At 53.1% G+C, this 20,351-nt stretch carries 15 protein-coding genes; 7 read left to right on the forward strand and 8 right to left on the reverse strand.

Translation table 11 applies throughout. From position 1 onward, the window contains the following. The first annotated feature begins 73 nt into the window (after nucleotides 1–73). From J4772_RS26215 to J4772_RS26225, 3 genes are all read left to right on the forward strand, one after another. Complete coding sequence (locus tag J4772_RS26215; RefSeq protein WP_209072046.1) at nucleotides 74–4,846, forward strand: S-layer homology domain-containing protein; 4,773 nt, start codon at nucleotides 74–76, stop codon at nucleotides 4,844–4,846. A gap of 800 nt (nucleotides 4,847–5,646) precedes the next feature. Continuing rightward, on the forward strand, nucleotides 5,647–6,222 hold the full coding sequence (locus J4772_RS26220) for a Uma2 family endonuclease (RefSeq protein WP_209072047.1): 576 nt from the start codon (nucleotides 5,647–5,649) through the stop codon (nucleotides 6,220–6,222). An 84-nt stretch (nucleotides 6,223–6,306) separates the two neighbouring features. Then, entirely contained in the window at nucleotides 6,307–7,287 is a 981-nt protein-coding gene (locus J4772_RS26225; protein ID WP_209072048.1) for a WG repeat-containing protein, read from the forward strand. Nucleotides 7,288–7,393: 106 nt separating this feature from the next. Here the strand turns inward: J4772_RS26225 and J4772_RS26230 are convergent, their stop codons facing one another. Further along, nucleotides 7,394–7,612: a hypothetical protein gene (locus J4772_RS26230; RefSeq protein WP_209072049.1), complete on the reverse strand. Its 219-nt coding sequence runs from the start codon at nucleotides 7,610–7,612 to the stop codon at nucleotides 7,394–7,396. Nucleotides 7,613–7,829: 217 nt separating this feature from the next. Between J4772_RS26230 and J4772_RS26235 the strand changes: the two genes are divergently transcribed. Continuing rightward, nucleotides 7,830–8,009, forward strand: a complete 180-nt coding sequence (locus J4772_RS26235; protein WP_209072050.1) for a hypothetical protein — start codon at nucleotides 7,830–7,832, stop codon at nucleotides 8,007–8,009. A 115-nt stretch (nucleotides 8,010–8,124) separates the two neighbouring features. On the opposite strand, the gene J4772_RS26240 is transcribed toward J4772_RS26235, so the two are convergent. The 6 genes from J4772_RS26240 to J4772_RS26265 all read right to left on the reverse strand — a co-directional run bounded on the left by J4772_RS26240 (nucleotide 8,125) and on the right by J4772_RS26265 (nucleotide 16,725). Further along, nucleotides 8,125–9,375, reverse strand: coding sequence for a Gfo/Idh/MocA family protein (locus tag J4772_RS26240; RefSeq protein WP_209072051.1), 1,251 nt, complete (start codon nucleotides 9,373–9,375; stop codon nucleotides 8,125–8,127). Nucleotides 9,376–9,464: 89 nt separating this feature from the next. Further along, nucleotides 9,465–11,156 carry a response regulator gene (locus J4772_RS26245; RefSeq protein ID WP_209072052.1) on the reverse strand — a complete coding sequence of 564 codons (1,692 nt, stop codon included), beginning with the start codon at nucleotides 11,154–11,156 and terminating at the stop codon, nucleotides 9,465–9,467. Then, nucleotides 11,134–12,903: a sensor histidine kinase gene (locus J4772_RS26250; RefSeq protein WP_209072053.1), complete on the reverse strand. Its 1,770-nt coding sequence runs from the start codon at nucleotides 12,901–12,903 to the stop codon at nucleotides 11,134–11,136. Before J4772_RS26250 ends, J4772_RS26245 begins: the two co-directional genes overlap by 23 nt. Before the next feature lie 49 nt (nucleotides 12,904–12,952). Then, entirely contained in the window at nucleotides 12,953–13,837 is an 885-nt protein-coding gene (locus J4772_RS26255) for a carbohydrate ABC transporter permease (protein WP_209072054.1), read from the reverse strand. Between the two features lie 33 nt (nucleotides 13,838–13,870). Beyond that, a complete protein-coding gene (locus J4772_RS26260) occupies nucleotides 13,871–14,776 on the reverse strand; it encodes an ABC transporter permease (protein ID WP_094044549.1) in 906 nt (301 codons plus the stop codon). A gap of 266 nt (nucleotides 14,777–15,042) precedes the next feature. Continuing rightward, nucleotides 15,043–16,725 (reverse strand): extracellular solute-binding protein, encoded by a 1,683-nt coding sequence (locus J4772_RS26265; protein WP_209072055.1) that lies wholly within the window; start codon nucleotides 16,723–16,725, stop codon nucleotides 15,043–15,045. Between the two features lie 232 nt (nucleotides 16,726–16,957). Here J4772_RS26265 and J4772_RS26270 point away from each other — a divergent pair, with 232 nt between their 5' ends. Further along, nucleotides 16,958–17,425, forward strand: coding sequence for a GNAT family N-acetyltransferase (locus tag J4772_RS26270; RefSeq protein WP_209072056.1), 468 nt, complete (start codon nucleotides 16,958–16,960; stop codon nucleotides 17,423–17,425). Nucleotides 17,426–17,544: 119 nt separating this feature from the next. Here J4772_RS26270 and J4772_RS26275 read toward each other — a convergent pair whose 3' ends face one another. Then, entirely contained in the window at nucleotides 17,545–17,949 is a 405-nt protein-coding gene (locus tag J4772_RS26275) for a CBS domain-containing protein (protein WP_209072057.1), read from the reverse strand. Nucleotides 17,950–18,297: 348 nt separating this feature from the next. Here J4772_RS26275 and J4772_RS26280 point away from each other — a divergent pair, with 348 nt between their 5' ends. Both J4772_RS26280 and J4772_RS26285 read left to right on the forward strand, forming a co-directional pair. Further along, nucleotides 18,298–19,299, forward strand: a complete 1,002-nt coding sequence (locus tag J4772_RS26280) for a FecCD family ABC transporter permease (protein WP_246016591.1) — start codon at nucleotides 18,298–18,300, stop codon at nucleotides 19,297–19,299. A 2-nt stretch (nucleotides 19,300–19,301) separates the two neighbouring features. Continuing rightward, on the forward strand, nucleotides 19,302–20,342 hold the full coding sequence (locus J4772_RS26285) for a FecCD family ABC transporter permease (protein ID WP_209072058.1): 1,041 nt from the start codon (nucleotides 19,302–19,304) through the stop codon (nucleotides 20,340–20,342). The last annotated feature ends 9 nt before the right edge of the window (nucleotides 20,343–20,351 follow it).

The raw sequence follows: 20,351 nt of genomic DNA on the forward strand, positions 1-20,351 counted from the left end.
GGCGCGGCAAAGCGTCAGAGCGGCAAGAAGCAGTCGCAGGACATGCATACTGACACTTGGGGAGGTTGTTCGCATGATTAGCCGATTAAAAAGAATGGTGCTCGCATTTGCGATTCTGGCGCTTATCGCGCCGCCTGTCATGACCGGGGGACCGTCGATCGCGCAGGCGGCGGAAGGGCAAGTCGAGGGGGGGAATCTGGATTTCTTCTCGAACGCGAAAATGGGTCTCTTCGTTCACTACACGTATTCGTATCCCGGCTATGAGTATGGTCACACTTACGACAGCCCGGGGGGAAATCCCGTCGCCGACGTGAACGCGCTGGCGGATGGCTTCGACGAGGAGCGGTTCGCGGACGTGGCGCAGAGCATGGGCGCCGAATACGTTACGTTTACTGTATTTCATGCGGGGATGAGCGCGTTGTACCCTAGTGAAACAATGAATGCCATCATGCCCGGCAAAGCTTCGAACAGAGATGTGATCGGGGATTTGCTCGCCGCGCTGACGGCTCGGAATATCAAGCTGGTTCTGTACTTCCACCCCGTTGACGGCCACGATCTGACGACGGAGCAGCAGGCGTTGACCGGCTGGGGAAACTATGAGTTATGGAATAAGTTCATTAACGATTTAATCGTTGAAATTGGGGAGCGCTACGACGGGCAAATCGCGGGCTTCTGGTTCGACGGCGCCCCCGGCTCCGACCGCATTGACGGCGCGAGGCTTAAAGCTTCCGTCCGTCAATATAACCCGGAAGCAGCCGTATGGGTGAATTACGGCATCCGCTATAACGACAGCCTCGTATTTCCGCATCTTTCCGATTTTGTCGCTTCCGAAACGATGGGCGGCATCGACGCGAATACGGACAATTGGCTTACCTCGTCCGGCCAAGAGAATAATAGAGTGACCCAGGAATGGTGGGCCCGGTACAACACTCCTATTCTTTACAACGCGGAATCCATGCTGAGATATACGGTTCGCTTGGCCGCGACGCTTGGTCAACGCAACGGCGGCATACAGTGGGCGACGGGACCGTACGCCAACAATGAGTGGGAGCCCGGCGTCGAAGCCGAGTTTGCAAGATTGGGCGAGAAGATCGCCGAGATCGGTCCGTCCTTGTACGGTACGCGGCCCAGCACCTCCTATATCACTTATCCGCACACGACGCAGAACGATACGTGGGGAGTGGCGACGGATTCCGCGGACGGGCAGTACGTATACCTTCATGTACTGAACTCTCCCGTTGGACAGACGCTGCAGATCGATCGCGCTTTCGACGGCAGAGAGTTTCATGAAGCCCGTTTGCTGACGGGCGATGTCCCTCTGTCTCTGGTTCCGAATGCCGGGGGTTATGCCCTCACCCTTCCGGAGGGAGAAACCTGGAACGAGACGGATACCGTCATTCGCCTCGGCGTAAGCAAATCTTCCGATTCCGAGCAATGGAAGCAGATTGAGCATGTTCGTTCCATCGGTATTGCCGAGATGGCGCCGACGTCTGCGCCTAAGCAGTTCAAACCCGTTTATCGCGGATATATGGCGGACGGACAGAGCATCGTGCTGGACAATCGGTTCGTTAAATTATCCGTAGAACCTTCCAGCGCCATTACGGTCGCGCCGGACGGAACGTTAACCGGGGTGAAGCCGGGGGTGACGAGCATGACGTTATCTCTGGATCAGGCAGTCGTATCCGCGCTCGTTCCGGGCATCTCGGTTCCGCAGCTTGCCGAGGAATATCATCTGATTTTTAACGGAAGAGCGTTCGAATGGATCCCCGTCGATTTCAGGGATTCGGGCGCTTTCTTTACCAAGGCGGACGTAACGACAGGTCCCAACAATGAATTGTTTAACCACGTAACGGTTCCGCAGGGGTTGGGCTTCGCCTTCAGAACCGGGGCAAGCCCGATCACGGTCAGCCAATTGGGGAGGTATTACACGGCGGGGAGCAATCGCATTCATACGTTGTTTATTTACGATCATGCAATGAACAAAGTGGCCGAGACGGATATCGACATGGCGAAAGGCCGGCCGGACGAAGCGGGCTTCAAGTATAGTCCTCTTTCCGAAGCCGTTGTATTGCAGCCCAACCAGGACTACTATATGACTTCATCGGAAGAGGCGGGCGGCGATTATTTCCATAACAGCGGCGTAGCGCTGACGTACGATTCCTCGCAAGGCACGGTTCTCGGACCGTATCATGCCGGGGACCGGATGTTGACGGGCTCCGGAGCGCGAAGCTACGGTCCGGTTAACTTCAAGATGGCGGAGATCAACCTAGGGGACAGAGTTGCACTAAGCGTTGAAAATATGCAGCTGTCGTCCGCCGAAGTCGGATATGTCGAGGTGCACGGTTTAAGGGCGGACGAGCAGCGGGAAATCGTAAGCAATCGGATGCTGACGTTCATCGTGGAGGATCCGTCTGTTGCTGTCGTTAGGAATAACGGGACGGTTCGGCCCTTGAAACCAGGCACGACTATGGTAACAGTGCATGTTGCCGAGAGGCCGGAGCTGACGGCACAATTCCGGATTACGGTGACCGATGGGGAAGCGGGCGTGGAGCTTGGCGCGCTTGACGGCAATCTGGCTCTGTCCGCCTCCGTTACGACTTCCAGCACGGTTGAGGCCGAGGTATGGGGCAAGTCGTTCGCCGTGGACGGCCTTCGGGGATTGGACGGACAGCCTCCGTACGGCTGGACAAGTGCCGACCAGCTTGGCGTAGACCACACGGAGTGGATCAAGCTGGATCTGGGACGCATCGTGCCGATGAACCGAATCGATCTATATCCGCGCAACGATGCGGATCGTGAAGGCTACGGTTTTCCGATCGACTTTACGGTTCAAGTGTCCAATGACGATGCGCATTGGGAGACCGTAGTCAGCGAAACGGATTATGCGCTGCCTGCGCCAGGGGAGGTGCAGTCGTTTGCGCTTGACGGTATCGCAGCGGCGAGATTCGTCAAGATTGTCGGCACGAAGCTGCGTTCGGCTCCGTTCGATGCCGATCAATACCGCATGCAGTTGGCCGAAGTCGAGATATTCGCGCCTTCCGCGACGGAGGTTGCCGCCGGTATTCGGAGCTTGACAACGCCAACGGCGCAAGATACGCTGCTTAAACTGCCGGGCGTGCCGAAGGGGTATGGAATTGAGATCGCGAGCTCAAGCCGGGAGGAAGTCATCGCGTTCGACGGTCGAATTGCGATTCCCGAAGCCGATGCCGCGGTCGAACTGGTGCTGAAGGTGACCCGGAATTCCGATCAGCAGACCGGGCTGACCCTTCCGATTATCGTTACAGTAGCAGGTAGCGCAACGAACGGACCGCCTGCCGCACCTGCGATCGTAACGGCGGCCGCGGCAGGAACATCCGCTATCAACCTGAATTGGGCGGAGTCAGTTGGGGCAACCGGGTATCGGATCTATCGGGCGGTCGCGGCGGACTGGGAATATGGCTTCGTCGGCACCAGCGCGACGGACAAATATGCCGATATGGGACTTGCATCCGGCAAATCTTACTTTTATAAGGTCAGCGCCGTTAACGATCATGGGGAATCCGGGTTGTCGCATGCGGTATCTGCAACCACTTCCAGTTCAGGCGGAACGGGAGGGACCGGGAATACAGGGGGCTCTTATGGCGGCCCAGTTGCGTCGCCTGGGCAGACTTCGACAGAAGTTAAGGGCAGCACAATAAAGCCGGATTCCGTTCTCGCTGCGTCATCCGGCAACTCCATCTCGACGGTCGATCAAGAAAGTATCGAGCAAGCATGGGCGAATGCGATGGCCAGCGGTGCGGGGGCGATTTCCATCGAGGTTCCTCATAAGGCGGGGGCGGCAAGCTATGTCGTTTCGCTTCCGAAGACTGCCCTTGATCGGAAGGAGGGGGCGCAGCGGATTCATGTTCTCAGCTCTGCCGGCGATTTGAATGTTCCCGTCACCCTGCTGGGTACGATGAATACCTCAGGCAAGCAAACGGTAAGCCTACAGATCGGATCAGCGGATAAATCCGCATGGAGCGAGGCGGTTAGAAAAGCTGTCGGAGATAGGCCGGCCATCGATTTAAGCGTGCGGTTGGATGATTCAGCGGTCGCTTGGCGGAACTCTAACACTCCAATCCGCGTATCGATGCCCTATGTTCCCACAGCGGAAGAACGGCTGAATCCCGAGCATATTATCGTATGGTTTGTCGACGAGGCGGGCAATGTCTCGCCGGTACCAAGCGGTAAATACGATGCGGCAACGGGCCGAGTGACGTTTAATGCCGTGCAAGCGGGCAAGTATGTCGTTACTTATGTAGAGAAGTCTTTCGCGGATTTAGACCGATATCCATGGGCCAGGAAGCAGATTGAAGCGATGAGCGCCAGAGGGATTATTAACGGAAGAACGGAGGCAACCTTCGATCCAGGCGCTTCCATTAGCAGAGCGGAGTTTATGAAGCTGCTCGTTACGGCGCTGGAACTTCACGCGGTGGCAAACCAGTCGTTCGACGATGTCTCCCCCGCCAAATATTATTACAATGAGGTTGGCATTGCGAGAACATTGGGCATTGCCGGCGGGATTGGAGGCAACCGCTTTGAACCTGACGCCGACATTACCCGGCAGGATATGATAGTACTGGCCGAGAAGGCAATGCGAATCGTCAACAAGCAATTGGCCGTGGGACGGGCGTCGGATTTGCGGCAGTACGCGGACAGCGCGCAAATCGCCGCTTACGCGGCGGACAGTATCGCAGCGTTGACGGCTGCTGGAATCGTAACGGGAAGCGACGGTTCCGTTAAACCGCAAGCTTCTTCGACGAGAGCCGAAGCGGCCGTGTTGATCTACAAAATGATGAACAGCTTGTACGGCTCGAAAGCGATGTGATGAATGGGAAATAGATCGATTCCTTTGCCTTTGGCGAGGGCGGTCTATTTTCTTTTTATATCGGATGAAAAAACAAGATGATTGGGTTTGGTTAGGTGTGGCAGTTATGTTGCAAAAATGCGACCGGTGATTTACACTTATAACATAAAGAGAAGAACGGTGCGCCAACACCGTTCTCCCGTACAACGCTTGAGTGGGAAGCCTCCAAGTAAAAAATAGAGTATTATAGAAAATAGCCTGTCCCCCTGGCGCTAACCTTAGGGCAGGTTATTTTCGTTTTAGATAAGTTAGAAGGGCTAAGAGGAACATTCCTAGTCCGATAACTTCTAAAAGCGAAAACGACATATACATCACCTCCTACTGGAGGTGTGTATTCCCCACCCAAGGCGGGTGTACATGGAAAATTATATCATAAAAACATCCTCGCAAAGAAATGTCTATCTACTTCTTCATGCTCCATGCCAAACAAAGTTACTCCTCAAACTTAATTTATCTACCTGCGTAGAATGGGTGCGAATCTCTGGTGCGAATGTGAGGCTCACATGATTTTCCCGGGGGATTCGCACCAAAACAACAGTTAATTTATTGGAATTTAATTGAATTTTCTGAGTGATTATCTGTGAATTAAGTTGATTTACGTGATTTGAAGCAAGAAAATAGGCTGTTTTCGCCTTTTTGTGCTCAAAATCGCTGTCGCATCCCACGCGGATGCGTGGATTGAAATCTCGTCCTCCGCCCAGGCGGCCCGTATGAGTTCGGTCGCATCCCTCGCGGATGCGTGGAAAAGGAAGGCGATACGGATGGCAATGGATGATCGGCTTTTTAAACAGCGTTCTGAAATAATTAATGGCGAAATCATTATGATGTCACCTCGTCAAGTCGTTAACCATAATAAGATCATCGTAAACTTGTCTATATTATTTGGCGTTTATTTGAAAGGGAAAAGGTGCATCAATCTTTCTGACGGTGTGGATGTTCATTTGGATGAACAAAATAGGGTCGTACCTGATAGCATGATTATCTGTAACCGAGATATCATCAAACGAGATGGCGTATATGGCGCACCTGATTTAATCGTTGAAGTACTTTCACCGTCTACAGCACGCAGGGATAGAGGGGACAAAAAGACGCTGTATGAACAGCATGGCGTACAAGAATACTGGATTATCAGTCCGGATGAAAAGTCTATTGAAGTTTATCTATTGAAAGACGGCAAATATGAATTAGATGATGTTTATACCGTTATTCCCGATGGAGATTGGGAGGCGATGACTGAAGAAGAACAATCAGAAGTTGCCCTCAATCTCAAAGTGTCGCTTTATGATGATTTCATTATCAACGTTAAAGACGTATTCGAGAACGTTATTACTTACTAAAACAAGCCTCATAATGACGGCAAAATGGCTTAGTCGGAGAGGAGGAAAATGGGGTGGAGAATATACGCGAGAATGCGTTAACTTGTGAGTGGTTTCACTCGACAAGAAAAGGGGGGCATTAAGCTGCGTAAGTTCGGCTACATCGACACATCTGGCACGTTGCAAATTCCTCTCAATTTCCATGAAGCATATTCTTTCAATAACGGAGAAGCTTCTTGCAGAGATGATGATGGAGTATGCCTTATCAATAAAACAGGAAAAACTATCCAAAGATATCCTTTTACATTCCTGAGTCCGTTTTATGAAGGAGTAGCCTATTTTTCAAATAGCACGGACATCTGCTCCAGAAAGTTTGGTTACGTTAAAAGGGACGGAACTGTTATTCTTGAACCTATATATGATGAAGTTTTTGATTTCCATGAAGGGGTTGGCCGTGTAAAAAGAGAAAATCGTATGATTTACGTCGACATAGCAGGCAATCCTCTAATGAATCAAGTATTTGAAGACGCTGGTCCGTTTAATGAGGGATTGGCATATGTTAGTCAGAATGATAAATATGGAGCGATCAATCGTTCAGGCGACTTCATTGTTCCATGTGATTATGATGCTCCGCTTTTCTTTCAAAACGGGAGAGCGGTAATCCAAATGAATAAAAAGTACGGGATGATTAATGAACTGGGGGAGTTTGTCATTAAGCCCCAACTAAATTACCTTGGACCACTATGCGCAAACCGCATATTATTTAAGAAAAGCGGGAAGTTTGGCTTCATGGATGAAGCCGGAAACGTGGCCATCGAACCTATATTTACAGATGCAGATGATTTCTGTGACAACATTGCTTGCGTAAAGGTTGGGAGTAAGTGGGGAGTGATTAATACGGATGGAGAGTTCATTTACGAGCCTGTATTTAATTACGCAGGGCCTTACCATGAGGGCATATTGCATGTAACCTTTAACAACCGGCACGGGATCCAAAGTATAGGCGGTGAATTTATATCCCTTCAGGAGTATGATTTTGTAACGACTTTTATTGAAGGTCTAGCGGTTGTCAGCAAGAATGTATAAGAGTAAATAGTAGAATCATGATGAAACCCTGGCGTTCTTGGTCGCCAGGGTTCTTGTTTTGCGCGCGAGACCCATGCAATTTCGCGAGCTTATTTGTTTGCTCACACTAGAACAACTTCTTAATAGAGCCGAGCATGTCGCCGGCCTTATCGGCGGTCAGTTTCGCTTTAACGCCGTCGATGAGCGCATTGATCTGGGCGTCCGGAAGGTCGATTCCGATCACGGATTCAACGGCTTTTACGGGATCGCTCATGAACTTGGAAGAGAAATCCTTGTCGGCTTTGATGCGCTCTACGATCTCTTCGATTTTCCCCTTGATATCCATCGGGTATCCTCCTAATATCTTATTCTCTAACGCCTCTATTATAAGCCTATAGAATGCAAGCCGGAATGGAGCAACATTCCAAATACGAGATGAAAATACTCCTTACGAGGTATAGAGAAAATCAAGAAGTTGCTTTATGTTGTTTATGCAGCAACTCAGCAACTAATCGCGGTACGTCGCGTAGTGTATTTATTCGAGAGAGGCTTAGGTGGGCATCATGTTCAATGCTTTTATCGTGTTTCTCAGTGTCATGATTCTTGGGGCGATTATTTTCGGAACGGCCTTCACAGCTACGTCGGGGTTCAGTACGAGGTTTATCAAATGGTTTTTCGGTATCTTTTTTATATTGGGCATCGTCGCTGCGATTCTTACTTTAGTCGGAGTTATTCAACTCTAAGGTATCGATCGGCAGATAAAACTTCCAAAATAAACTCTAGAAAGAGCCGATCCGCAGCCATTGCAACGGATCGGCTCATCTTCTTATCGTATTAAGCCAGCACGACTTCCGTCCTTTACAGATCAGCCAGCTTAACCGCCATTCCGTCGTTCAGTCGCGAATGCTCGGAGGCGAAAGCCATCAGGTGGCTTTGCAGGGAGGCGGTCGCCGATGTCAGGCCCTGCGTCGGATTGCTGTCGAAGCCGCGCACGCCGCGCAGGAACGAGGCGACCATGCGTTCGTCGCCGCCACCGTGTCCGTCGCCTTCCACATTGCACCGAATCTCGACCTGCTCGCCGGTCACATATCGGTACAACGTAAAAGCACCCTTGTCCATGTCGCCGATAATCTCGCCCTGCGTGCCCATAATCTGAACCCGGCGCGTACCGCTCTGCGTCAAGCCGGACATAATGAACGAGGCGTTCGCTCCGTTCTCAAAGGCCAGGTTAACGACCTGATGGTCGACGACGTTGTTATCGCAGCGATACACGCACCGGCCGAACGGTCCTTCCCGCAGCGCGGCCAGGATGCCTTCCTGCGACAGATCGTTCGTCATATAGCGCGCCCACGGATGATGCGGCGGCTGGATGTACATTTTCAACGCGGAGAAGGCGCACTCTCGCTCCACCTCGCAGCCGTCGATGCAGCGCGCGGTCGAGCCTGCCGGAGCATTCTCCTCGCGGAAATGCAGCAGCGAGCCGAACGAGCTGACGCTGGTGCAGGGCTGATCCATTAGCCAGGAGATGATGTCCAGATCGTGGCAGGACTTGGCCAGAATCATCGGGCTCGTCTCCTCGGAGTTGCGCCAATTGCCGCGCACGTAGCTATGCGTCATGTGCGGATAGCCGACGTTCTCGGTCAACTGAATGGTGCCGATCGTGCCCAGCTCTCCGTCCGTAATGCATTTCTTGATGCCTGACCAGAACGGAGAATAACGCAGCACATGCGTCACGGCGAGCAGCCGCCTATACTTATGAGATGCGCGCTCCAGCCGAATGCATTCCTCCAGCGAAGGCGACATCGGCTTCTCCAGCAGAACGTGATAGCCCAGTTCCATCGCCGTCATCGCGGGCACATAGTGCATTCTGTCCAAGGTGCAAATGATCATTATCTCGGCCATGCGGCCTTGCTCGAACGCCTTCTCCCAAGAGTCGTACACCCGGTCCGGGGCGATGCCGTGAATACCTGCAAACTTCGTTCTGCGTTCCTCGTCCGGCTCGGCTACGGCCACGAATTTTAACTCGTTCGGAAATTTTTCCGCATACGGTCCGTAAATATACCTTCCTCTACTCCCTGCGCCGAGCAGTACCGCCGTCAATTGTCTCATACCCATCCTCCTCGTACGCTTTACGTACTCCAATTGTAAGGGGGACGCACGGGAGGCAAAAGAGATCGTTGCTTACATTCCATATACATTTATTGACCTTGCTCGGTCGGTTGGGAACGCATGGAACGAAAATCCTGCGGCGTCATATCGTTCTGCTTCTTGAAGAAGCGGATAAATGCCAGCGCCGAATTGTAGCCGAGCGCCGCAGCCACCTCGTTTACCTTCATCGCCGTGTTCAGCAGCATTTCCTTCGCCTTCAGATTCCGGTAATCGTTCACGTATTTCGACAGCCCGATTCCCGTAATTTGCTTATAAAGTCTGGACAGATAGGAGGGATTCAGGCTTACGTAATCCGCCAGCGCCGTTAAGGAAATGTCGGTGGCGATATTCTCTTCGATAAAGCTGTGTACCTTGTTCACGACTTCGGCCGGCAGCTCCGTGCAGCGTTGGGCGTTCCATTCGAAGAAGCAATCGGCCATCTGCCGATAGTACTGAACGAGCTCCGACCAGGAGATCGACTCGTCGTATCGGAACAGCTTGTCGAGATCAAGCAGCGTATTGACGTATTCGCCGACATCCCGATTCTGGTGAATGAAGAACAGGAAAACCGCCGAGAGGGAGTGGTACAGTTCGATTTTCCGCTCTTGCGGCGCCGTCTGATCGTTCCACACTTCCGTAAGCTCGATGAAGAGCTGATCGAATGGCTCGCGATGGTTGTTCTCCAGACAGCTCATCAGCAGTTGAACCCGGGCGTGGTAGAAGCTGTCGCGCGGCACTCCGGCGGACTCGGCGGACGGGCTCCGCGGCACATCCTTATCGGTAAGAATAACTTCGTTAAACAAGCCGTGACCGAGACTCAAAGCGTATTTATTCGTGTGAAAATGATCCGACAGTGACGACCAGTCCGTCGTCTCGCTCGCCAGCAGGAAGGAGACCGACAGTCCGAGCAGCTTCCGGCAGTTGGCCTGCACCGATTCCAGAATGCCGCTCACATAACGGTGGGCTTTAAGCCATTCCGCGCTGCCCGGATCGCAAGAGAGCTCAACGGGCCTGCTTGAGGCTTTCGGCTGGATCAGCCAGACGACCTTGGACAGCTCGAAGACGACGGAGAAGCATCTGACCTGCGCCGACAGCATCTCATCTCCGATGTTCTGCATGGCGTAGCAGAGCAGCGCTTTGTCCGGGGCCGTAAACGTTTCTTTCCACGCATCCAGCCTTCCGATAAGAAGGTAGGCGGGCAAGGAAGCGTCAAGCGGGATGTCCAGCTCCCGAAACATTCGATCGAGCTGGCTTTCCGTGGCATGCTTGCCCAGAAACAATCCCCACATGTACTCCTTCTGAAGAGAAGGCAGCGCCTGCCTCATCTTGGACTGCGCCCGGACGATCATGTTTGCCTGATCCTGTTCCTCTTCGATTTTGGCGACAGCCCGCTGTACCGCCTGCACGATTTTGTCGTCGCTCTCGACCTTCAGAATATAATCGAAGCCGCCGTACGTCAGCGCGCTCTTGGCATATTCGAAGTCGTTATAGCCGGTTAGAAAAATCACTTTGCAGGCCGGCCACTGGGACTTGATCTCCCGCAGCAGCTCAATGCCTTCTATGCCCGGCATCTTGATATCGGACAGCACGATATCGATGCGCTGGCTGGAGAGCACCTCCAGCGCTTCTTCTCCCGAGTAAGCGGTCACCGTCTCGAGCGCCAGATGCTCGTTCTGCTCGAACAGCTCCACAAGGCCGTCTACGATAAGCGGTAGATCGTCAACGATCAGCAGTCTGTACATGCTCGTTCCCCCTCTGGCTCGCGCATAGTTGAATTCCGACCCGCAGCCCGCCAAGCTCCGAGCGCGCTACGGACAGGCCGTACTTTTCTCCGTATCTCAATTGAATCCGGCGATGGACGTTCAGCAGGCCGGTCGTCTCCTCGATCCGGCTCGTGGAATGCCGCAGCTTCTTGCGCAGCCGCTCGATTTCTTCGTCCGTGATATTTTGTCCGTTGTCCTCTACATAGATCGTAAATTCGTCGCCTCTAAGCTCGGTATGCACCCACAGCTCTCCCGGATGGAGCATATTGCCGAGCGCATGCTTGTAAGCATTCTCGATAATCGGCTGCAAAATCAGTCTCGGGACGGAAATAGGAGGGACGTCGCCGTCAAAACCGACCTCGATGCGGTCGCCGTAGCAGATCGTCTGCATTTTGACGTAAGTCCGGGAATGCTCCATCTCCTGCTCCAGCGGGATCTCGTCTTCGTCGTTGCGCGTGATGAATTGGAAGTATTGTCCGATATACAGGCAAAACTGATACGCCTTCTCCTTATGCTTGTCGGACTTGATCAGCCGGCACAGCACGAAGAAGCAGTTGTACAGAAAATGAGGATTGATCTGCGACTGCAGCCGCTTCAGCTCGGAGCGCTGGTTGCGGATTTGCTGCTCGTAGTTTTCCTCGATTAGCTTTTTCAGCGAACTGATCGTGTCGTTGAAGGCTTGGTACAAATAGCCGAATTCGTCGGCTCCGCGATTGATCTGGATCGGCTCCAGTCGATTCTGCTGCACGCGACGGAACGAGTGGACCAGCTTCATCAACGGCCGATAAATCAGTCGCAGCAGGAAATAGGTAAAGAACAGCACGATGGCGGCCGCAAGCGCGCAGGCCCACCAGAACAATGTCCGGTACATCTGCAAGGAACCGAGAATCATCTCCTCCGGAATGCAGGTGACCGAATAGGCGTTCCATAGGGCGGAATATTTGTAGACGGCGAGCAGCCGCTCGCCCTGATGGACGATCGTGTCATAGCCTTCTTTGGAAAGCGTTTCCTGCTGAGCCGACACGAAGGCTGCGACCTGATCCAGCAGCTCGTCGTCCATGCCGGTGTCGATATGCCATCCGCGATTCAGGTTCAGCAGGACGCTATGTCCTCCGCGGTTGCCGCCGATTTGCGCCAGCGTGTCTCTGATTTTGGTAGCGGACAGCTCGACTCCGACGACATACAGCGGGCTTCGCGACGTGTTGACGGGATACTGCATCGTGATAAAAAAGCGATTGTTCCAGTAGATAAACGCTTCGTCATAAGATTTGGCGCTAGTCTGCATCGAGGCGTACTCCTGTTCATCCAGATGGGTTTCGAAGTTATTGCTTAGCACGGTGCGGTTAATGAGCGGGATGTAGGCCTTGGCCTCCCGAATGTACGGGCTGGAGTTCTTCATCAGCTCAAGCCTGCTCTGGATGTCCAGAATTTTGCTTGAACGCTCGTAAGAGCTCATCTCTTTCCCTGTCGTCGCAACCTCCATCAAATCCTGATCCATTACGTAGTTGGGCAGATAGCGGCTGATCCGATCGGCTTCCTGGTCCAGGGAATCCATATAGAAGCGGGTCGTATTCAGCACCGACCCGGAAATTTCGCTGCGGATGTTGGCCGATCCCCGTTCGTTGATCATCCAGGTAATCGCCAGCATAGGCAATAAGGCTGCCAGGAAGGCAGCCATAATTTTCTTGAATATGGAGGATTCATGCATAGAGAATAAGGTTTTCATCGCTCGAGCTCCCGGTTTTGCTGTCGCCAAGTTGTGAGTCACTCCGATCTTATTCTTTTACGCTTCCCATGACAATGCCTTTAATGAAAAAGCGCTGAAGGAAAGGATAAACGATCAGAATGGGGAACGCCGCCACGAAGATTTGCGCCGCTCGGCTTGTACGGTCGGACAGCTTGACCATCAACTCGGCTTGCTCCGCCTTGATAAAGCGAAAATCCATCTTGATGATGACCGTCTGAAGGAACGTCTGCAGCGGGTAATTCTCGGTATGGTTCATGTATAGCATACCGTCAAACCAACTGTTCCAATGTCCGACGACCGTGAACAATCCCGTTGTGGCCAGAGCCGGCAAGGAGAGGGGGACGTAAATTTTCCACAGCGTCTTAAAATGTCCCGCGCCGTCGATTCGCGACGATTCCTCCAGCTCCTTGGGCAGATTGCGATAGAAGTTCAGCAGCAGGATGACGTTAAACACCGGGATCGCCGTCGGCAGCACGAGCGCCCAGAGCGTGTCGATCATTCCGAGGTTTTTGACGGTCAAATAGGTCGGAATCAGTCCGCCGCTGAACAAAATGGTAAACACGAACACCCATGCGTAAAACGTTCTGAGCCGGAACTGGCGGGGGTCCTTGGACAGCGGATAAGCGGTGACGATCATAAGCGCCATGCTTAGGGCAGTTCCGAGCAGCACGCGCTGGATCGATACCCAGAAGGCGCGGAGGTATTCGGGCTTGCCGAACACGTTGTCGTAAGCGGCGGTCGTGAAGTCGACCGGCCACAGGGACACTTTGCCGGCCGCCGCCGCGGCTCCGGAGCTGAACGAAATGGCCAGAATATGCATAATAGGCATCAGGCAGAGGAAGGAGATCAGCAGCAGGAACGTGAAGTTTCCCGCAATAAAAACTCTTCTGCCGAGCGAACGGTCAGTAATCATGGTAAGTCTCCCTTCTGAACGGCGGGCGGATCATTAGAAAATACGGTAATTCGCCAGTCGGTAGGCTAGGACGTAGGACAGCGACACGAACAGAAACGAGACGATCGATTTCAGCAGGCCTACGGCTGTAGCAAAGCCGAACTGCGCTTGCTGCACGCCCATACGGTAGACGAAGGTGTCGATGATGTCCGCGCTTTCGTAGACGGGAGGGCTGTACAGGTTAAAAATTTGTTCAAAGCCGGCGTTAAGCACGTTGCCGATGTTGAGCGTCAGCATCAGTACGATAATCGGCATCATGCCGGGGAGCGTGACATAGAATGTCTGCTTGATCCGCCCGGCGCCGTCCATGGCCGCCGCTTCGTATAGAGAAGGGTTAATGCTGGTTAACGCGGCTAAGTAAACGATCGTGCCGAAGCCGAATTCCTTCCATACATCCGATGCAACCATGACGTACGGGAACCAGTCGTTGCTTCCCAGGAAGAAGATCGGTTTGACTCCGAACCATCCGAGCACTTGATTGAAAATGCCGGAGGAGGGGGACAGGATGTCGACGAGTATTCCGCTCAGCAAAACCCAAGACATAAAATGAGGCAAGTAGACGAGCGTCTGGAACGTCCGTTTGATCCATTCCCGGCGCAGTTCGTTGAGTAGAATCGCTATCGTAATCGGCACGAACAGTCCGGCCGCTATTTTCATGACTGCAATAAACATCGTATTGAAGAAAATGCGCCCGATATCCGGGTAATCGATCAGCAGTTGGAAGTTTTTCATGCCGATGAAAGGGGAACCGAACAAGCCTTTGTTAGGCACGTATTTCTGAAAAGCCATGATGATGCCCGCCATCGGGACGTAGCTGAACAGCAGCACCAGGAAAAGGCCCGGAATCAGCATAAAATGCAGCGGCCATTCCCTCTTCCATATCCTTGTTAGTCCATTCATGCCATTCACCTCGATGTTAAGCTGGAGCCGGGCAGTCAACGGGAAGGTCTGTTCCGAAAGCGGTTGAAAGATCTCGATATCTGAATAGTAAACACGCATGTATCCCCATCTGAGTCTATACGCTCCTGAAATCCGGAATGGTAAACCCGTTGCAAGGTTATTTCAGGACCGTATGAGGCCTTCTCCAGGAGACACATGCGCACTTTTTCCTAACGATAATCTAGATCGGCTTTACTTTCGGGACGCTCTTCCGCGCGCGTCCGGGGTTATTTATTAGCGGCGTACCATTCATTAACTTCTTTCGTAATCTCGTCTCCGCCAAGCTTTTTCCACTCTTCCACGAACTTGTCGAATTCGTCGACGGACACTTGGTTCATCATAATCTTGAAGTACACTTCGTCGCGCTTCTTGGTCAGAATTTCCTGTCTGTCGACCATCGTAGGCGTCGGAGCGCCGTAGAATTTGTTCTGCATGTATTGCTTGTTGTTCTGAATTTCCGGGTTGAGGGACAGGGCGCCCTTCGGACCGGAAATCAAGTATTCCCACCACATGCTCGTATCGCCGTCGACAAATTTCATTGCGCGCTCGTAACGAGTTTTTTGGTCTTGCGTTTGCAGGATGCTCTCGTCTTTGGTTTCGATGGCTTTAGGCAGAATCTCTCCGTTGTTGTCGAGCTGCTTGCCGACGCGAAGCGGATTGAGCAGCCAGTAGTTGCTGCCTTTCTCGACCAAGTCCTTGCCTAACGTATACACTTTTTGCTCCGGAGTCGGATGGTTGTCGATAACGATCCATTGATTCATCAGCTTGATAACGCCTTCCGGATGCTTCGCTTTTTTGGAAATGACGAAGTATTCGTCTACGCCGATGCCGATTTGCGGACGAGCCGGGCTGCCATCCACCGACGGAATCGGGAAGACGCCCCACTCTTGCACGACTTTGTTGTCTTTGACCGCGCCCTTAACGAGCTGCGCAGGAGTCCAGGATGCGCCGAACACCATGCCGATGCCATCGTCGTAGAGTAGCTCAGCCGCTTTTTCCGTGTCCTTGACGGCGAATTCCGGATCGATCAAGCCTTTCTTGAACATATCCTGAAGCCCCGCGAGCGCTTGCTTCACTTCCGGTTGAATATCGCTGTTGACCAATCCACCGTTGCCGTCGTCGATCCAGATATTCTCATACGCATGATAGCCGTTGAGGAAGGCGCGCAATCCGGTTACGCCGGTTTCGATGTTGAACGGATTTTTGCTGACTGCAAGTCCGTAGGTCGTGCTTTTGCCGCCCGGGTTTTTCGCTTTGAACGCTTCGGAGATGGTCACCAAGTCGGCCATCGTTTTCGGCTCGGGAAGGTTTAGTTCCTTTAGCCAGTCCGTGCGGACGTAAAGGTATTGGTACTGGTACGGGTTATAGGAGCTTGGAATGCCCATAAGTTTGCCGTCGAACGTGGCCGTCTTCAGCTGCAGGCCGCCGTCCATCGTCAGAAACTTTTTCGTTTCTTCCGTCGCGTATTGATCGTACACATCCGTCAAATCCATAATCATGTCGGCTTCAGTCAGCTCTTTGAGCTGAGTCGCGTTAACGAGCAGGAAATCCGGCAGATCGTCCGAGGCAATCGTAATTTTTACTTTTTCTTTGAATTGAGTGACGTCGGCAATCCATTTGTTCGTGATTTTGACGCCGATATCTTTCTCATAAGCATCGTATACGGAGTTCTTTTCCCAGCTCTCGCCCTCGTCGAACTTAAGGTAAGGATCGCTTTGGGAAACCGTCGATACTTCAATCACTTCGCCGCCTTCAGCGCCGCTTGAGCTTGTCGCGCTCGCTGAAGCCGATGGAGATGCGCTTGGAGACGCCTTCTCGGATTCCTTCGCCGTGTTGCCGTTGCCGCACGCGGTCATCGCCACGCTGACAATCAAGGTTGTGATCAAGAGGAACTTTCTTCCCAGCTTCATACTACCCCTCCGCCATGTCTAGTTATGGTCAGCCCTGCTGCTCGGGGCAGCTTCGCTTCCTAAGTTCAAGTATAGGAGGGGGGAGGGGCTGACACCATATACTAGTCTTTACCTTTCGTATACACCTTTTGACCCGTCGGAAAGAGTTAGCTTCCCCAAACGATTGAAGAATACAGCGAAAAATGATAAATAAATAGGTAGAGAAAAATCGAGAGGGACTGGAGCGGCGATCGTGGAAATCAAAGAGGACGATTTGTCTGGAGCGGAGGTTCGGGAGCTTATCCGGCAGCATCTATCGGCGATGGCCGAGGATTCTCCTCCGGAGAGCGTACATGCTCTGGATATTAACGGGCTGAGAAGTCCGGACGTGACGTTCTGGAGCGTATGGGAACAGGGAGAGCTGCTGGGATGCGGCGCGTTGAAAGAGCTGGACGAGCGGCACGGAGAGATCAAATCGATGCGTACGGCGACGAAGCATTTGAGGAAAGGAGTGGCCAGGCGGATGCTGCAGTGCATAGTGGACGAGGCTGTAAGTCGGGGCTATCGGCGGCTAAGCCTGGAGACGGGATCGCCGGAGTCGTTCGCCCCGGCCAGAGCGCTGTACGAGAGCTTCGGCTTCCGCTACTGCGAGCCCTTCGCGGATTATTCGGAGGATCCGTACAGTGCTTATATGACCAAAGAGCTGGAAGTAAAGAGATGAGGTCGCATGGCGTCTAAGGCCAAAACGAATGCGGATCGGAGCTGCTTGTCGGACTGCACCCCCGATGCCGGAACGACACTTGCGGCGGCGATTCTGAAGCATACTCGGCCGCCACGCCGTTAGTCCGTAATATTTCGCGTGTAGTATTCAATAATGTCCTTGCGCCTGACGATCCCCAGAAACACGCGATCGTCGTCGACGACCGGAACGAAGTTCTGATCGGCGGCCAGAGTCAGCATGTCTTCCATATGGGCGTTAATAGCGACGCATTCGTTGTAAATTCTTTTCTTGATGCCGGAGACGGGGATTTCGCCCATATTGTCAAAATTCAAACCGGAAGTGCATTTCAGCTTCCAGAGCAGATCGCCTTCGGATAAAGTACCGATATATTTTCCATCCGTATCGATGACGGGCACGGCGGAATACTGAGAGGCCTCCAGCAGCTCCAGCGCCTCTGTCATGGATTGCGCGGTCGTCAAGTAAGCGACTTTGTCCTTCGGCAGCAAGAATGATCTGATTTCCATCTTGTTATTCCTCCTTGTCGGGTCGGTTGGATTTGCATGAGTTGAACTGCACACTTCTTAATTAAAACATATTTAGGCGCGCAGGTCTCCCCTGCGTGAAAATCTGGCAGCCTAATCGGCCCGATAAGGCGATACAAAGCATTGACAGTCACAAATGACAATGATAATCTTTATCAATAGAAGAATCAGGTTGTTACATAGGCTCGTGCAATCATGCAAATCTATTAGACTGGAGACCTCATCGTGGCACTTAGAAGGAAAGAATCCAATGAGTCTAGTTTGCCTTCCGGCGCTTCTACGGCACCGGAGGCTGTCGGCGAAGCCGGGGCGGCCGATGTATTCAAGCGAATTCATTCCCGTCCCCATGTAGCTCTGCTGATCATTCTAGGCGGAATCATAGCGTTGGTCTTGGGAATAGGCGTGTCGGTAACGTTCGGCGCGAGAGATATTCGTTTCGAGGATGTGTGGTTGGCGGTATTCCAGTACAATTCGAATTTGACCGATCATCAGGTCATTCAGGAGCTGCGCTTGCCGAGGGTGCTCGGATGCGTGCTCGTCGGAAGCAGCTTCGCAGTAGCGGGAGCGATCCTGCAAGGAATGATGCGCAACCCGTTGGCCGATTCGGGGCTGCTGGGACTGAACTCGGGAGCGGGCTTCGCTCTCGCGATTTGCTTTGCCTTTTTCCCGGGGATGTCTTATTCGTCCCTCGTTCTGGTCTGCTTTATCGGCGCGGCGCTAAGCGCCCTGTTCGTATTTGCGCTGGGCTCGATCGCGAAGGGCGGACTGACGCCGGTTCGTCTCGTGCTCGCGGGCGCGGCGTTATCCGCTTTGCTGACCGCGTTAAGCGAAGGCGTAGCTCTTTATTTCCGCATCGGTCAGGATTTGGCTTTCTGGTACGCCGGAGGCGTGGCCGGGACGAGATGGATTCACTTGAAGGTCATGTCGCCGTGGATTATTGTGGCGATCGCCGGCGCAATCGTCATCTCCAGATCGATTACGCTGCTCAGCCTCGGAGATGACGTGGCCAAAGGGCTGGGTCTCCGCTCGGGCTTTACCAAGTTTATGGGGACGGTAATCGTTATCGTACTTGCGGGTTCGGCCGTATCGGCCGTTGGAGCGGTCTCGTTCGTCGGTCTGCTCGTGCCTCACTTTGCGCGCAAACTGGTCGGCGTCGATTACCGTTGGATCATTCCGACATCCGCAGTGCTCGGCGCGGTGCTAGTCGTGCTTGCGGACTTGGCCGCGAGAACGGTTCGTCCGGGCTTCGAGACGCCGATCGGCGCGCTGATCGCGCTCATCGGGGTGCCCTTCTTCCTCTATCTGGCTAACAAGGAAAGGAGGGAACTGTAGAGATGGGCGAATACGTCAGATTAAAATCTCCCGAAGAGCTTGCCAAGCGCAAGCGTAATATCATCGTACTTATCGTTCTGTTCGTGGCCATCATTCTAGCGTTCATGGCCAGCATGAATACCGGATTTATCCGTTTGTCGCCCTCCGATCTGGTGAATACGCTGTTCGGAAACGGGACGGCGCAGCAAAACTTGATTCTGTACGAGTTCCGGCTGCCTCGGATCGTGATCTCGGTTTTGATCGGAGCGGGGCTGGCGTTGTCCGGTTGTGTTCTGCAGTCGGTCTCTCGCAACGCTCTGGCGGATGCGGGCATTATCGGCATCAACTCGGGAGCCGGCTTCATGATTCTTATGTATGTCGCCTTTTTCCCGACGATTACCGCAGTCTCCGCATTCGTGCTGCCGTTGCTGGCGTGGGTTGGGGGCGGAATAGCGGCGCTGCTCGTCTTTGTCATGTCGTATCGCAAGCATAGAGGGCTGTCGTCGAACCGGCTTATCTTGAACGGGATCGCGCTCAATTCGGGCATTTCCGCCGCTACGATCGTAATCACACTGAGAATCAGCCCGGAGCAGTATCAATTCGTGGCGACCTGGATGGCGGGAAGCATCTGGGGCAAGGACTGGAAGTTCGTTATGGCGCTGCTGCCTTTCATTTGCGTTCTGCTGCCCTATGTGTATTTCAAGTCCCAGACCGTGAACGTACTGGCTCTGGGTAATCAACTAGCGACCAATCTCGGCGCCGCGGTGAGCCGGGAGCAGCTTATGCTGTTGGGCGCAGCCGTCGGCTTGGCCGGCTCGTGCGTGGCGGTCAGCGGAAGCATTGGCTTCGTCGGGCTAATCGCGCCTCATCTCGCGAAGCGGCTAGTCGGGCAGAGGTATCAGATTTTGCTGCCGACGACCGTGCTGGCCGGCTCGCTGCTCGTTCTTGTGGCGGATACGCTCGGCAGGTGGGTATTTCAGCCGTCGGAAATTCCGACCGGCATCGTCGTCGCCGTCATCGGCGCTCCGTATTTCCTTTACTTGCTCGTTCGTTCCAAAGGGTAAGAGAGCTTC

This window comes from Cohnella sp. LGH (genome assembly GCF_017671885.1).
GTDB lineage: Bacteria > Bacillota > Bacilli > Paenibacillales > Paenibacillaceae > Cohnella > Cohnella phaseoli.

Bases quoted from the DNA above. Each gene is read 5' to 3' on its own strand.
- J4772_RS26260 (WP_094044549.1), bottom strand. From the start codon at position 14,776: ATGAATGGACTAACAAGGATATGGAAGAGGGAATGGCCGCTGCATTTT.
- J4772_RS26215 (WP_209072046.1), top strand. From the start codon at position 74: ATGATTAGCCGATTAAAAAGAATGGTGCTCGCATTTGCGATTCTGGCG.
- J4772_RS26285 (WP_209072058.1), top strand. From the start codon at position 19,302: ATGGGCGAATACGTCAGATTAAAATCTCCCGAAGAGCTTGCCAAGCGC.
- J4772_RS26255 (WP_209072054.1), bottom strand. From the start codon at position 13,837: ATGATTACTGACCGTTCGCTCGGCAGAAGAGTTTTTATTGCGGGAAAC.
- J4772_RS26250 (WP_209072053.1), bottom strand. From the start codon at position 12,903: ATGAAAACCTTATTCTCTATGCATGAATCCTCCATATTCAAGAAAATT.
- J4772_RS26230 (WP_209072049.1), bottom strand. From the start codon at position 7,612: ATGGATATCAAGGGGAAAATCGAAGAGATCGTAGAGCGCATCAAAGCC.
- J4772_RS26220 (WP_209072047.1), top strand. From the start codon at position 5,647: ATGGCAATGGATGATCGGCTTTTTAAACAGCGTTCTGAAATAATTAAT.
- J4772_RS26240 (WP_209072051.1), bottom strand. From the start codon at position 9,375: ATGAGACAATTGACGGCGGTACTGCTCGGCGCAGGGAGTAGAGGAAGG.
- J4772_RS26245 (WP_209072052.1), bottom strand. From the start codon at position 11,156: ATGTACAGACTGCTGATCGTTGACGATCTACCGCTTATCGTAGACGGC.
- J4772_RS26275 (WP_209072057.1), bottom strand. From the start codon at position 17,949: ATGGAAATCAGATCATTCTTGCTGCCGAAGGACAAAGTCGCTTACTTG.
- J4772_RS26235 (WP_209072050.1), top strand. From the start codon at position 7,830: ATGTTCAATGCTTTTATCGTGTTTCTCAGTGTCATGATTCTTGGGGCG.
- J4772_RS26265 (WP_209072055.1), bottom strand. From the start codon at position 16,725: ATGAAGCTGGGAAGAAAGTTCCTCTTGATCACAACCTTGATTGTCAGC.